The organism is Micromonospora salmantinae (assembly GCF_022230905.1).
GTDB classification, from domain to species: Bacteria; Actinomycetota; Actinomycetes; order Mycobacteriales; family Micromonosporaceae; genus Micromonospora; species Micromonospora salmantinae.
On the sequence record NZ_JAKKFG010000002.1, the window covers coordinates 110433 to 123766 of the forward strand.

Annotated in this window: 13 protein-coding genes; 8 read left to right on the plus strand and 5 right to left on the minus strand. The window is 72.2% G+C overall.

What is annotated here, in order from left to right:
* Window positions 1-10: 10 nt before the first annotated feature.
* Window positions 11-1168, minus strand: a complete 1158-nt coding sequence (locus tag PSH03_RS01770) for a DegT/DnrJ/EryC1/StrS family aminotransferase (protein ID WP_210781298.1) — start codon at window positions 1166-1168, stop codon at window positions 11-13.
* Window positions 1165-2148 (minus strand): UDP-N-acetylglucosamine 4,6-dehydratase (inverting), encoded by a 984-nt coding sequence (gene pseB, locus PSH03_RS01775; RefSeq protein WP_238688048.1) that lies wholly within the window; start codon window positions 2146-2148, stop codon window positions 1165-1167. The genes PSH03_RS01770 and pseB overlap by 4 nt, the downstream gene beginning before the upstream one ends.
* A 364-nt stretch (window positions 2149-2512) precedes the next feature.
* On the opposite strand from pseB, the gene PSH03_RS01780 reads away from it, so the two are divergent.
* Complete coding sequence (locus PSH03_RS01780; RefSeq protein WP_238688049.1) at window positions 2513-4249, plus strand: hypothetical protein; 1737 nt, start codon at window positions 2513-2515, stop codon at window positions 4247-4249.
* 101 nt (window positions 4250-4350) lie between these two features.
* Here the strand turns inward: PSH03_RS01780 and PSH03_RS01785 are convergent, their stop codons facing one another.
* Window positions 4351-4860, minus strand: coding sequence for a GNAT family N-acetyltransferase (locus tag PSH03_RS01785; protein ID WP_238688050.1), 510 nt, complete (start codon window positions 4858-4860; stop codon window positions 4351-4353).
* 100 nt (window positions 4861-4960) lie between these two features.
* Here PSH03_RS01785 and PSH03_RS01790 point away from each other — a divergent pair, with 100 nt between their 5' ends.
* Genes PSH03_RS01790 through PSH03_RS01805 form a run of 4 tightly spaced genes read left to right on the plus strand, consistent with a single transcriptional unit; the run spans window position 4961 to window position 7745 of the window.
* A complete protein-coding gene (locus tag PSH03_RS01790) occupies window positions 4961-5212 on the plus strand; it encodes an acyl carrier protein (RefSeq protein ID WP_091401397.1) in 252 nt (83 codons plus the stop codon).
* The gene (locus PSH03_RS01795) at window positions 5209-6489 is read left to right on the plus strand and encodes an AMP-binding protein (protein ID WP_238688051.1); all 1281 of its coding nucleotides are present in this window, start codon (window positions 5209-5211) and stop codon (window positions 6487-6489) included. Before PSH03_RS01790 ends, PSH03_RS01795 begins: the two co-directional genes overlap by 4 nt.
* Window positions 6482-7237: an SDR family NAD(P)-dependent oxidoreductase gene (locus PSH03_RS01800; protein ID WP_210781303.1), complete on the plus strand. Its 756-nt coding sequence runs from the start codon at window positions 6482-6484 to the stop codon at window positions 7235-7237. The genes PSH03_RS01795 and PSH03_RS01800 overlap by 8 nt, the downstream gene beginning before the upstream one ends.
* Before the next feature lie 52 nt (window positions 7238-7289).
* A complete protein-coding gene (locus tag PSH03_RS01805) occupies window positions 7290-7745 on the plus strand; it encodes a hypothetical protein (RefSeq protein ID WP_210781304.1) in 456 nt (151 codons plus the stop codon).
* Between the two features lie 26 nt (window positions 7746-7771).
* On the opposite strand, the gene pseI is transcribed toward PSH03_RS01805, so the two are convergent.
* On the minus strand, window positions 7772-8824 hold the full coding sequence (gene pseI / locus PSH03_RS01810; RefSeq protein WP_238688052.1) for a pseudaminic acid synthase: 1053 nt from the start codon (window positions 8822-8824) through the stop codon (window positions 7772-7774).
* Between the two features lie 133 nt (window positions 8825-8957).
* Window positions 8958-10121 carry a glycosyltransferase family 2 protein gene (locus PSH03_RS01815; RefSeq protein ID WP_238688053.1) on the minus strand — a complete coding sequence of 388 codons (1164 nt, stop codon included), beginning with the start codon at window positions 10119-10121 and terminating at the stop codon, window positions 8958-8960.
* Between the two features lie 299 nt (window positions 10122-10420).
* Here PSH03_RS01815 and PSH03_RS01820 point away from each other — a divergent pair, with 299 nt between their 5' ends.
* The 3 genes from PSH03_RS01820 to PSH03_RS01830 all read left to right on the plus strand — a co-directional run bounded on the left by PSH03_RS01820 (window position 10421) and on the right by PSH03_RS01830 (window position 13076).
* Complete coding sequence (locus PSH03_RS01820; protein ID WP_210781307.1) at window positions 10421-11656, plus strand: acyltransferase family protein; 1236 nt, start codon at window positions 10421-10423, stop codon at window positions 11654-11656.
* Window positions 11657-11747: 91 nt separating this feature from the next.
* Window positions 11748-12170 carry a hypothetical protein gene (locus PSH03_RS01825; protein ID WP_238688054.1) on the plus strand — a complete coding sequence of 141 codons (423 nt, stop codon included), beginning with the start codon at window positions 11748-11750 and terminating at the stop codon, window positions 12168-12170.
* A gap of 135 nt (window positions 12171-12305) precedes the next feature.
* Window positions 12306-13076: a hypothetical protein gene (locus tag PSH03_RS01830; RefSeq protein ID WP_238688055.1), complete on the plus strand. Its 771-nt coding sequence runs from the start codon at window positions 12306-12308 to the stop codon at window positions 13074-13076.
* The last annotated feature ends 258 nt before the right edge of the window (window positions 13077-13334 follow it).

The window sequence follows — 13334 nt, forward strand, 5'->3', positions numbered from 1 at the left end:
CAGGTTCCCATCAGGCGGCGGAACGCACCGAGCCGCCCCGCACCGCGGCGGTCAGCGCGTCGATGACGCGGTCCTGGTCGGCGTCGCTGAGCCCCGGGTAGAGCGGCAGCGACAGCTGCTGGGAGTAGAACGACTCGGCCACCGGGCAGGACCCGCGCCGGTAACCCAGGTCGGCGAAGACCGGGTGCCAGTGCACCGGGATGTAGTTGACCTGGACGCCGATGCCGGCGGCCCGCATCCGGTCGTACACCTCGCGGCGACGTCCGTCGAGCACCCGGATCGGGTAGAGGTGCCAGGCCGGGTCGGCCCACGACCTGCGGTTCGGCAGCAGCACGCCGTCCAGGTCGGCCAGCGCCTCGTCGTAGCGGGCGACCAGGGCGCTGCGGCGGGCCGTGAACTCGCCGAGCCGACGCAGTTGGCTGCGGCCCAGGGCGCAGAGCACGTCCGGCAGCCGGTAGTTCAGCCCGAACTCGTGCACCTCCTGGTGCCAGCGGCCCTCGTCCGGGAAACGCAGGTCGTCGCGTTCGCGGACCACGCCGACGCCACGGAACCGGCGGGCCCGCTTCAGGATCTCCGGGTCCAGCGCCGCGACGGCGCCGCCCTCGGCGGTGGTCAGGTTCTTCGTGGGGAAGAACGAGAACGTGGTCAGGTCGGCGAGCGAACCGACCGGCCGACCGTGGTACGTCCCGCCGATCGAGTGCGCCGCGTCGGCGAGCAGCAGCGCGCCGCTGCCCTCGACCGACGTGCGCAGCGCGTCGTAGTCGGCGGGGTGGCCGGCGTAGTCGACAGCGGCGACGACCTTCGTCCGCGAGGTGAGCGCGGCGGCGGCTGCCGCCGGGTCGAGGCAGAACGTCTCGTCGTCGACGTCGGCGAACACGATCTTCGCGCCGAGGGCGACCGCGCTGCTGGCGGTCGCCACGAACGTCATCGGCGGGACGACCACCTCGTCGCCCGGCCCCACCCCGGCCGCCGCGTACGCCACGTGCAGCGCCGCGGTGCCGTTGGAGACGGCGGCGACACCGACTCCGCCGGTCCACCGGGCGAGGTCGGCCTCGAAGGCGTCGACCTGCGGACCGGTGGTGAGCCAGTCGCCGCGCAGCACGTCGGCGACGGCCGCGACGTCGTCCTCGCTGATGGACTGCCGGCCGTACGGGAGCATCCCCGTCATCCGTTGATGCCGAGCATGTCGCGCAACTGCTCGACGGTGAGCCACTCGTCGTTGGTGTCCGACTGGTAGGCGAAGCCGTCCGGCACCGGGTCGCAGTCGACCGGCGCCTGGTAGCCCCAGGTGGCGATGGTCGGCTGGACGATGAACCGGCCGTCGGCGCGCAGCGTCCGCCGGCTGTCGTCGGGCGCGATCATCTCCTCGTGCAGCTTCTCGCCGGGCCGGATCCCGATCTCGTGGGTGGTGGCATCCGGGGCCACGGCCTCGACCAGGTCGAGGATGCGCATGCTCGGGATGCGCGGCACGAACAGCTCGCCGCCCTGCATCTGGCCGAACGAGTCCATGACGAACTGCACGGCCTGGTCCAGGGTGATCCAGAAGCGGGTCATCCGCTTGTCGGTGATCGGCAGGCTCTTGCCCTCGGCGGCCAACCGGCGGAACAGCGGAACCACCGAGCCGCGGCTGCCCACCACGTTGCCGTAGCGCACCACCGAGAACCGGGTGGGGTGCTGGGCGGCGTAGTGGTTGGCCGAGACGAACAGCTTGTCACCGACCAGCTTCGTCGCCCCGTACAGGTTGATCGGGCTGGACGCCTTGTCGGTGGAGAGCGCGATGACCTTCTTGACGCCGGCCTCGATCGCCGCGTCGACGACGTGCTGCGAGCCGGTGATGTTGGTGGCGATGTACTCCGAGGGGTTGTACTCCGCGGTGTCCACCTGCTTCAGCGCGGCCGCGTGCACCACGTGGTCGACGCCGTGCATGGCCCGGGTGAGGCGGTGCCGGTCCCGGATGTCGCCGATGAACCAGCGCAGCCGCGGGTCGTCGCCGAGTTGCTGGCGCAGCTCGTACTGCTTGAGCTCGTCGCGGGAGAACACCACCACGCGGGCGGGGTCGGCCTCGTTGAGGATGTGCCGGAGGAACGTCCTGCCGAAGGAACCAGTTCCGCCGGTGATCAGAATGGACGATCCATTCAACTCACTCAATGTGGTGCTCCCGTGTTCGTGGATGAACGAGCGGCCCTGGGCCGGCCGACCGGGGTGACACGCTAGCCATGCCGGGTTAACTCCTCGGCGCTCGCGGGTGAACCACAACCCCTGCTCCCGTGAATGCCGAACACCGCTTAGGCGAACACTTCCGACCGGCCCGGATGTGGGCTGACCTGGTCGGACCGGGCCGTTACAGTGACCGCGCGAACGACCCGGCGGCCCGACGCGCAGCCGGGTCCCACGTTCACCCGACATCCACACCGCCTCGGTGCGAGCGGGCCACCCCGGGCGTCACCGACGCCGGCCGGTGGCCCGTCGGATCAGCGCGGGCCCGGTCCGGCCGGCAACTCTGGAGGCGTTCATGGCACCCGGTAGTGACGTGATCGAACGGCCGGTGGTGGTGGCCGAGACGCCGAGCGGCCCGCCGGCCCGACGTTGGCTGGTGCCGCTGCTGCTGGTCGTCGGTTGGGTGCTCAGCGTGGCCTGGCGGATGTGGTGGTCCCGGCACGTCGTGCTGCCCATCGCCCACACCGACGAGGACAGCTACCTGAACACCGCCCGCGCGTTGGCCGGCGGCCCGGGAGGCTTCAGCAGCGAGAACGACCTGCTGCGCCGGGTCGGCTACCCGATGCTGATCTCGCCGGCGTTCCTCGGGGACCGGGACTTCACCGACAGTTACCGGATCGTCCAGCTGATCAACGCGATGGTGAACTCGACGCTGCTGCCGCTGGCGTACCTGTTCGGTCGTCGCCTGTTCCAGCTGCGCCGCTCGTACGCGCTGCTCGGCGCGGTGGTTGCGGCGACCCTGCCGGCCACCGCCTTCTACGCGGGCGTCGCCATGATCGACGCGGTGATGGCGCCGCTCGTGGTCGCCTGGCTGCTCGCCGTGCACCGTTGGATCACCCGGCCCGGCCCGCTCGCCGCCGCCACGGTGGGCCTGCTGGTCGGCGGGTTCCACCTGCTGCACTCCCGTGGCCTGGTGATCGTGGCCGTGCACGCCGGGCTGGTCCTGCTGCTGTTCGTTCGCCGCCGGATCAGCCCGCCCGTGGTGCTCGCGGCGCTGCTGCCGGTGCTCGCCATGGCGCTGGTCAACGAAGCCGCCATCCGCTACCTCGGCGGCAAGGTCTACCTGCTCGGCAGCACTCCCGGCGGCAGCACGCTCGACGCGATCGCCTCCGCCCAGGGCGTGGTACGGGTGAGCGCCGCGGTCACCACCCAGCTCTGGTACCTCGTGGTGATCACGTTCGGACTGGCCGGGGTGGCCTGGGCCGGGGCGGTCCGCGAGCTGTGGCGTCCACGGCACGGCGACGCGGCCCGCTGGACGATGGGCGTGGCGCTGGTGGTGACCGTCGGGGTGGCCGGCGGAGCGTCGGTGATCCTGTCCGGCATCACCGGCAAGCCGCTGGACGCGATCTACGGCCGGTACGTGCAGATGCTCGCGCCGTTCTGGCTGCTGGTCGGGCTGGGGGTGCTGTTCACCGCCGGGTGGCGGGTGGTGCTGCGCCGGGCGGCCGTCGCGGTGGCGCTGCTGGTCGGTGGCGGTGCGCTGATCGCGGCCCGACTCGCGTACGTGGCCAGCCAGGGCCACCAGCTGCGCTACGGCGGTTTCAGCGCGCCGGACCTGGTGGCGTTGACCGGGGGCTGGCGTGAGCTGCGACCGGTGGTCGGGTCGCTGGTCGGCATCGCCGGCTGTGTGCTGCTCGTCGCCGCGGCCCGGGTGCCCCGCCTGCGGCTGCCGATCCTCGGCGCCCTCGTGGTGGTCAACCTCGTCACGATGCAGGTGATCGACGAACGGATCGTGCGACCGGCCGCCGAGAGCACCGCCCCGACGCCCCGGGTGGCCGACGTCGGCGTACGCCCCGGTGAGCGGGTGTGGGCCTCGACCGGCGTGCACTACGTCCTCCGGTTCAACCTCAGCCACCAGGTGACCTGGACCGACGTCCGGTGGTTCGGCGACAAGCAGCCGCCGGCCGCGGCGCAGGTCGTGTTCGCCCGCTGGGCACCCGGGCAGATCGACGACTGGAACGGCACGGCTTACGGCTTCGTCCGGCTCGGTGGCAACCCGGAGCAGCACTGGGCGGCCTGGCGGCGGGGCTGACCCACCGCGCCCGGTGGACACCGCTGTTCGTTAACGGCGGATGTCCACCGGGAGCACTGTCGGTTAATGGTTCCCGTCCATCGCGGAAAAAGGTCCGACAATCAGCGTTGGCGACGGTCCGCCCGAGCCAGGGAAATCGGGATGACGGTGATTTCCCGGCCGTCGGACAGCTCCTGTCGCGGGGTGCCCTCGACGAATCGGAAACGTCGGTTCATCTGCCGTACGACGGTATTGTGGCCGAGCACCTCGCCGTCGAGTCGGTCCAGGTGCAACCCGTCGAAGGCGTACTCGACGGCCTCCCGCATGACCCCCAGCCAGGCCGGCAGTGTCTCGCCCCGCCCGTCCAGCCCGTCGGCGTCGAGGTAGAAGCCCCAGGCGCCGGTGCGGGGGCCGTCCAACCGCAGGTCGAAGAAGGTGACCACACCGCAGGGCAGGTCGTCGCGGACGTACACCAGCACCCGCCGGGACGGATCGTCGCAGACCGCCGACCACCACCGGGCGTGCTCCTCGGCGGTGATCTCGTGACTGGTCTTGCTGACCTGTCGATTGGTTTCCTGATTACGCCAGGACAACATCAGATGAACGTCGTCCGTCGTCGCTTCGCGCAGCACGTGCGTCTCGCTTTCCTAGCCGTTCACGTCGGGTTCCGGCACCTTACCCGGGCCTACCGGGAAATCAGATATGCATTCGTTGGGTTGTAGACTGCGGCGCATGAACGAATTGAGTCGCGCGCAGATCCGCGACCTCATGGCTCAGGTGTTGAAGAATCAGGACAAGGAGCTGCCCGCGGACGACGCGGCGCAGTTGCGGGAGATCGGCTTCCGGTCGCTCGACTTCTCCGAGCTGGCCCTGCGGGTGGAGGACGAGACGGGGGAGGAGCTCAACTTCGACGCCCCCGGGCTGCGTCGCATCGCCACCGTCGGGGACGTCCTCGACTTCCTCGTCGAGCTTCAACACCAGTGACCGTCGCGACGTCGCGCCACCCCGTCCCCGCCAGCCCGGAGCCGGCCGGTGTCGACAACCGGCTCGTCGTCGGTGGCACCGCGCTGACCTGGCGTTCGCTGCCGACGCCCACCCTGCCCGACCCGGCGGCGGTGCTCGCCCGCTCGGCCGTGCACGCGCTCACCGCGGCGCGGCAGCACGCCGTGCACGGCACCGAGCTGCTGCTCAGCACCGCGAGTCGAGTCGACGCGGTGATGCGCGCCGAGCTGCTGGAGGCCGGGTTCACCGTCGGCGTCCTCGACGGCGACGGCGTGCACCCGAGCGCACCGGCCCGGCCGCGAGCCGCCGAGCCGGGCCGGCTCTGGCTGCTGACCTCGGGCTCCACCGGGCGTCCGAAGCGGGTCGGGCACACCCTCGACACGCTGACCACAGTGCGGGCCGACCAGCCCGACCGGACCTGGCTCTGCCCGTACGCCCCCGGGACGTACGCCTGGTGGCAGGTCGTCACCCTGTCGCTGACCCAGCCCGGTCAGCACCTGGTGGTGGTCGAGCCCGACGAGTTGGACGACTGGCCCACTGTCGCGGCCACCCACCGTGTGGACGCGGCCTCCGGCACCCCGACCTTCTGGCGGCGCACCCTCTACCGCGACGCCGAGGCGCTGGGCCGGGTGCCGCTGCGCCAGATCACCCTCGGTGGGGAACCGGTGGACCAGGCGATCCTGGACCAGCTGCGGGAGGTCTTCCCGGCGGCACGGATCTCCTGGATCTACGCGTCCTCCGAGGTGGGGGCGTCCATTGTGGTGCACGACGGGCGGGCCGGGTTCCCGGTCGACTGGCTGGACCGGGAAACCCCGGGCCGGCCGACGCTCTCCGTCCGCGACGACGAGCTGGTGGTCACCTCCCCGTACCACGGGGCCGGTCTCGCCGGCCCGATCCGCACCGGGGACCGGGTGCAGGTGCTCGACGGCCGGGTGCTGATCACCGGCCGACTGGACTCCGACGAGATCAACGTCGGTGGTAGCAAGGTTTCCGCCGGTGTGGTCCGCGGCGTGCTCGCCGGTCATCCGGCGGTGGCCTGGGCCAGGGTGACCGGCCGCCGCGCCCCGGTGCTCGGGCGGATGGTGGTCGCCGAGGTGGTCCTCGCCGCTGCCGACCCGTCCGGCGTGGACACCGGTGTGCCGGACGAGGCCGCGCTGGTCCGCTGGTGCGCCGACCGGCTCCCCGAGCACGCGGTGCCGCGCCGCATTCGCGTCCTGACCGACATTCCCGTCAAGGAGACCCTGAAGAGCGATGTCTGAGCCCGTCGACACCCAGCTCGTCCCGCCCAGCTCCGTGGTCCTCGTCTCCGGCGGTTCCCGTGGCCTGGGCCTGGCCATCGTCACCGACCTGCTCGACGCGGGCGTACGCGTGGCCGCGTTCGCCCGCACCATCACCCCGGAGTTGGAGAAGCTCGCCGCCGAGCACCCCGACCGGGTGCACGTCGGCTCGGTGGACGTCACCGACCTGCGCGCCGCGCAGAGCTTCGTCCGCGAGGTGGAGCAGCGCCTCGGCCCGATCGACGGCATCGTCAACAACGCCGCCATGGGGCAGGACTCCCTGCACGCGCACACCGCCACCGACGACATCGCCCGGATCATCGAGACCAACCTGACGGCCCCGCTACAGCTGACCCGGCTGGTGATCCGCCGGATGCTCGCCAAGGGGCTGCGCGGGCGGATCGTCAACATCACCTCGATCTGCGGGCAGCGCGGTTTCCCCGGCCTTGTCGCGTACTCGGCCACCAAGGGCGGCATGGACGCCGCCACCCGCTCGCTCGCCCGCGAACTGGGCGGCCGGATGCTTGTCAACTCGGTGGCGCCCGGGTTCTTCGCCTCGGAGATGTCCGCGGTGCTCGGTCCGACCCAGCTCGACCAGATCGTGCGCCGCACCCCGACCGGTCACCTGACCGAGCCGGTGGAGGTCACCCCGGTCGTGCGGATGCTGCTGCGGGAGCACACCAACATCAACGGCCAGGTCATCGTGGTGGACGGTGCCGCCGCCATCTGACCTGCGGCCGGTTCCCCTGCCGGTGCGACCAGCACGACACGGCGGGGCGGCCGTGCCGCGTCCGGTGCCGGGGCTGCTCGCCGCCGCCGAGCAGCATCTGCGCATCGGGTCGCCGGCCGCGACGGCCGACGCGGTCACCCGCAGTCACCTTGATGATGGACGGTGCGTCGGCTGGTACGGCCCACCGGCGCCCGGCTGGCGGGTGGCCGTCGACGCGGAGCGCGCCGACGCCCCGGTGCCCCCGGCGCTGGCCCGCCGGTTCGGTACGGCGGACTTCTGGGCCCGCTGGACCCGGGCCGAATGCTGGTGCAAGTTGGCCGATGTGTCGGTGGCGGTCTGGTGGCGGCGCCATGGTCTGGGTACGCCGGCCGACGGATCGGCGGTCTGGCGGACCCTCCGGGTGGCCGACCTGGTGGTCACCGTCGGCTTCGCCCCGACCCTCCCGTCCCGCGATCTTGCACTTTCTGACGCCGAATCGCGGCTTTCGCGCCTTCAATCGGGGCAGTAAGTGCAAGATCGCGGGGCGGGGCGGGGTTAGATCTGATCCCAGCTCAGGGGGGTGCCTCGGGGGACGTCGGTGGTGAAGGTGCGGCCCACGACCCGGTCGATCTCCACGGGCGCCAGCCCGCCGGCCGGCCGGATCGAGCGGACGTTGTGCGCGGTCACCGGATCGCCGGCCCGGACGTCCTCGACCACGAAGAGCGACCGGCGGAACCGTAGCCCCTCCCGCTCCGCGGGGGTCGGCCCGATCGCGGTGCCGCCCAGCGCCTCGAACGCGCGCCCGGACTCGGCGACCAGGGCCGTGAGTTCCGCCGGGTTCAGGGAGAAGTCCGAGTCCACGCCGCCGTCGGCCCGGTCCAGCGTCACGTGCTTCTCGATGAAGCAGGCGCCGAGCGCCACCGAGGCGACCGCCACCCCGATGCCGGGGGTGTGGTCGGAGAGCCCGACCGGCACGTCGAACGCGCCGGCCAGCACCGGCAACCGGCGCAGGTTGCTGTCGGCCGGCGGGGCCGGGTAGGACGCGGTGCAGGCCAGCAGGACGATGCTCGCCGCGCCGCCGGCCCGGGCGGTGCGCACGGCGGCGTCGATCTCGGCGACCGTCGCCATCCCGGTGGAGATCACCATCGGCTTGCCGGTGCTGGCCACCAGTCGGATCAGCGGCAGGTCGACCAGCTCCGACGAGGCAATCTTGTACGCGGGCGCGTCCAGCGACTCCAACAGCTCCACGGCGGTCGCGTCGAACGGCGACGAGAAGACGGTCAGGCCACGCTCGCGGGCCCGCTCGAAGATCGGGGCGTGCCATTCGTACGGGGTGTGCGCCCGTTCGTAGAGGCGGTACAGGTTCTCCCCGCCCCACAGCTCGTGCCCGCTGGAGATTCGGAACGCCGGGGTGTCGACGTCGATGGTGATGGTGTCCGGCCGGTACGTCTGGAGCTTGAGCGCGTGCGCCCCGCTCGCGGCCACCGCGTCGACGATGGCCAGCGCCCGGTTCAGATCGCCGTTGTGGTTGCCGGACATCTCGGCGACCACGAACGGTCGCTCCCCGGCACCGACCGCGTGCGGTCCGATCTTGATTGTCGCTGTCATTCCGGCCTCTGCTCAGGTACGCCCGCACCGGGGTGCGGTGGTGCTGTCGTCGTCCACCCGGCGGGCGGACGACCTGGGAAATCAGGGCACCGGGAGCCGCCCCGGCTCCCGGCGTGCTCCGCGGTGGGGTCGATCACGGCAGCCGGCCGACGGCCAGCGTGTCGCGCCGCTCCGGCGCGAGCCCACCGTCGCGGGTGGGCCCGGCGCTCGCCCCTCGCCCCGGGTCCTCGTCGGCGGCGACCGAACCGCCCTCGGCGCCGCCCACCGGGCCGGACCGACGCAGGCGACCAGCGACCCGGTGGGCCTGGCGCAGCGCCGAGTACGCCACCCAGTCACCCCGCCCGACGAGGCGGTGCTTGAGCCCGGCCACGCCCGGGGGCAGCGGGTAGCCGCCGGTGGGCAGGTACCGACCGTAGTGCGCGGCGGCCCGGTGGAAGAAGTCGCGCCGCAGGTGTGGGTGCAGCCGGCCGTCGTTGCCCACCACCACCAGGTAGTGGCTGATCATCAGCTCGAACAGCTCGGCCTGCAACCGCTCGTCCGGGTGCTTCCGGGCGACCCAGTCCATCAGCCGCTCGTACTGGGCGAAGGCGTCGAAGTGCCGGCCGCTGCGGGTGGAGGTGATCGCGCCCTGACGGCCCTGGCGGTACAGGTAGCAGACCCGGTCCAGCACGGAGATCTTCTCGGCCCCGATCAACAGGGGGTGGCTGAACGGGATGTCCTCGTACCAGCCGGGGAAGAACCGCAGCTCCAGTTCGTCCATGAAGTCGCGGCGGACCACCTTGTTCCAGGCGGTGTGCTGCACCCGCAGCAGCTGCGGCTGGTCGGTCAACCGGGTCACGCCGGTGATCCCGCGTAGCAGCGGGCTGCTCGCGTCGATCTCCCGCCGACCGTCCTCGTGTACCCGCAGGTGGTCGAGCATCAGCACGTCGGGCTGGTGCTGGCGAAGCCGGTCCAGCACCGCCGCGATCGTGCCCGGTGGCAACCAGTCGTCGCTGTCGACGAACCAGACGTACCGGCCGGTGGCCACGTCGAGCCCGGCGTTGCGGGCCAGCCCCAGACCCACGTTGCTGCTCAGGTGCACGACGCGCACGCCGTCGCGGCTGACCGCGTACGAGCGGAGCATGTCGCCGCAGCCGTCCGGGGAGGCGTCGTCGACGGCGATCAGCTCGACAGTGTCCGACTCGCCCACCGGGATGTCGGCCCGGATCGACTCGAGGCACTGGTACAGGTACGCCTCAACGCCGTAGACGGGCACGACGATGCTCAGCAGCGGTGCGGGCGTCGGCTCATTGACCACGTCCGCCACCTTCGACGACCCGGGTGGCCGGCCCCGGAACCTGACGTTGCCGCCGATGGTGGACTCTCTGAACTCCAGCCCAGCGGAAGGTTAACGCCGGGCCGGTGGTCGGTTTCCGGCCCGGGGAACGTGGGCTCGCGGGGCGGGTGGGATGCGTCCGGTTCACCCGGGAGTGACCCGGTAGGGTGCCTCGGTGCGGCCCTGCCGGGTCGTCGTGGGCGTCGCCGTCGCGCCGTCCGACGCCGCGACGAGGAGGCTACGACCGTGCTGGTGACCCTGCCGAGCGCCGGGATCCCGGCATGACGAGCGTCGCCGCGACGTCGGCCGCCCGGCCGGCACCGGCCCTGCCCCGGCTGCCCTCGCTGACCGGGCTGCGGTGGATCGCCGCTCTGCTGGTCTTCGGCTTTCACGCCGGCACCATGCGGATCATCGCCGAGCCGGACTACAAGGCCGTCATCGACGCGTTGTTCACCCTCGGTCTCTCCGGGGTGCAGTTCTTCTTCATCCTCAGCGGTTTCGTGCTGGTCTGGTCGGCCCGCGAGGGCGACTCCCGGCGTACCTTCTGGCGGCGACGGATCGCCAAGATCTACCCGAACCACCTGGTGCTGTTCGCGGCGACGCTGGTGGTCGCCTGGTGGTTCGCCGACCCGGTCCTGCCGGCGGCGGCGTTGGAGAACCTGCTGCTGTTGCAGGCGTGGGACCCCCGGCCGGGCTGGTTCTACAGCATCAACACCGTCAGCTGGTCGCTGTCCTGCGAGTTCTTCTTCTACCTCTGTCTGCCGCTGGCGCTGCCGCTGCTGCGCCGGGCCCGACCGAAGCTGCTCTGGACGCTGATCGTCGCGCTGCCGCTGCTGATCCTCGCGCTCTGGCCGGCGCAGGAGTTGGTGCCGGAGGTGAGCCGCTGGTGGTTCACCCAGATCTTCCCGCCGGTACGGTCGCTGGAGTTCTGGTTGGGCGCGGTGGCTGCCGAGTTGATGCGCCGGGGGCTGTGGCGCGGTCCCGGTCTGACAGTGGCCAGCGGGATCTTCCTGGTCACCTGGGTGGCGGCCGCGCAGTGGATCCGCGCCGAGCTGTGGACCACGCTGCTCGCGGTCGCGTACCTGTTGGTGATCACCGCGGCCGCGGACGCGGACGTGCGGGGTCGGCGCTCGCCGTGGCGGTCCCGGCCGCTGGTCTGGCTCGGTGAGGTCTCGTTCGCCTTCTACCTGGTGCACGTGCTGGTGATGACGAGCGTGCTGCGCTGGAGCGGGACCTGGGGGATCGGCTTCGCGGGCTGGCGTGGCCCGGCCGTGGTGCTCGGCTTCCTGGCGGCGAACCTGATCCTCGCCGGGCTGTTGCACCGCTTCGTCGAAACCCCGATGATGCGCCGGCTCGCGCCGCGCCGTGCGGCCCGTCCGGCGCCCGTTCCCCGACAACGCGCGGCCGGCGACGACGACGCACGGGACCCCGCGAGCAGCGCCCGCGGCAAGGTCGACGGACCTGCCGACGAGGTCGGTCAGGCCGGCGGGCGATCACCGTACGTCGACCTGCGCTGACAACGTCCACCCTGGTCAACGGGTCGGCGCGGCGCGATCCGACACGCCCGTGGTCGGTGCGCCCGGCTCGGCGCGACGGTAGCGTTGGGGCGTGCTTCCGGTCGCGTTCACCTGTCCGCTGTGGTGGGTGGCGCGCTGGGCGACTCGGGTGCTGACCAGCCTCGCCGTCGTCGCGGCCCTGGCGCTCGGCGCAGGCCCGGCCACGGCCACCACGGCAACACCCGGCCCGGTGCCGACGTCGAGCGCGGTGCCGGCCTCTGTCGCCGCCGGCCCGCTGGCGGCCTCCTGCCGGCACTCCGCGGCACCCGGTGCTGCCCGCCCGGCCGCGGCGATACCGCCGGAGGCCGCCGAGGAGTCGGTCCCGACATGGTCGGTCGACACGCCGGTGGCGCTCCCCGATGATCAGGGCGCCATCGCGGCCGGCGTGCTGCCGGTCCGCGCGGCCGAATTCGGCCGGCTGCCCCTCCTCGACGGTACGAGCGGTCGGGCTTCCCGGGCCCCACCCGGGCGCTGAGCCACCGGGACGACCGTCCCGCCACCGTGCCCTGTCGACCCACCCGCTCCCTGACCCGCCGACCCGTGGCCCACAGTGGCCCGCTGATCGGCGCGGCTCCCCATCGCACTGCTCATCCTCCCCGAGGTGCCGACCATGGAGACAGTCGTCTTCTACCAGTTCGTGACCGAGGTGCCGCGGGCCGCCGCCATCTGGTCGACGCTGTTCCTGCTGACCCTGGGCCTGCTCTCCGTGCTGGCCGCCCGCCCCGAACGGGACCGGCCCACTGACGACCCGCTCCCGGCCGGGCCCACTCCTCGGGAGGTGGCCGCCGCCGAGGCCGTGGACCTGCGCCGCTACGCCGAGGAGGTGGCCGTCGCCGCGGCCGGCGCGGCCACCACCGCCAAGCGGCGGCGTGCCGCCTGGCTGACTGCTCAGGAGCAGCTGGAGCGGGCCTGGATCGGGTACGACGAGGCGGACACCGCAGCGCGTCGCTTCGCTGGCGCCGGTGCGCTGCCCACCCCGCAGACCCCGCACACCCCCGCCGAGTACGCCGCCCGGGAGCGCTATCTGCACCGGGCGGTGATGGCTGCGTACTGGCGGGGGGAGCTGACCATGGCGCAGCTCGGCGACGTGTTCGGGCATCGGCGCGGCTGGGATCCCCGGCGGCACCCGGTCGAGCAGGAGGTGCTGATCAGCCGGGTGGTCCGGGATGCGCGGCTGGCCGACTACCAGGTGGCCGCCGGCCGTGAGCGGGCCGCCTGGCGTGACGCGGAGTTGGCCGCCGAGTCGGCTCGTGCCCTCGCCGAGGAGGCGTACGCGGCGGCAGCCCGGCTCCGCCCGACCCTGGTACCCGCGCGCCGCACGGTGGCCGGGGCGTTGCGTCCCGCCGTCGTGGCACTGTGGCGCCCGGCCCGGGTGGGTTGAGCCCAATCCGTGATGTGAGGCCGGTCACCCAATCGGGAAATCGGACGTCCGACGCGATCGGCGGCATTGATCCCGCGATTGTGGCCGCGTTCTTTGCGGCCTGTCCGGTTGTCGCCCGCAGGCGTCGCCGTAACCGGTTGTCCCATCGAGTCACATCATCGGCAATACGCGCAGAAATTGTCGCGCCAATTGGGGTTTACGCAGGTGAACCTGGCTTGGCAGGGCGTTGAGACGCCAGTAGTGTCGTCCCGTCCGGTG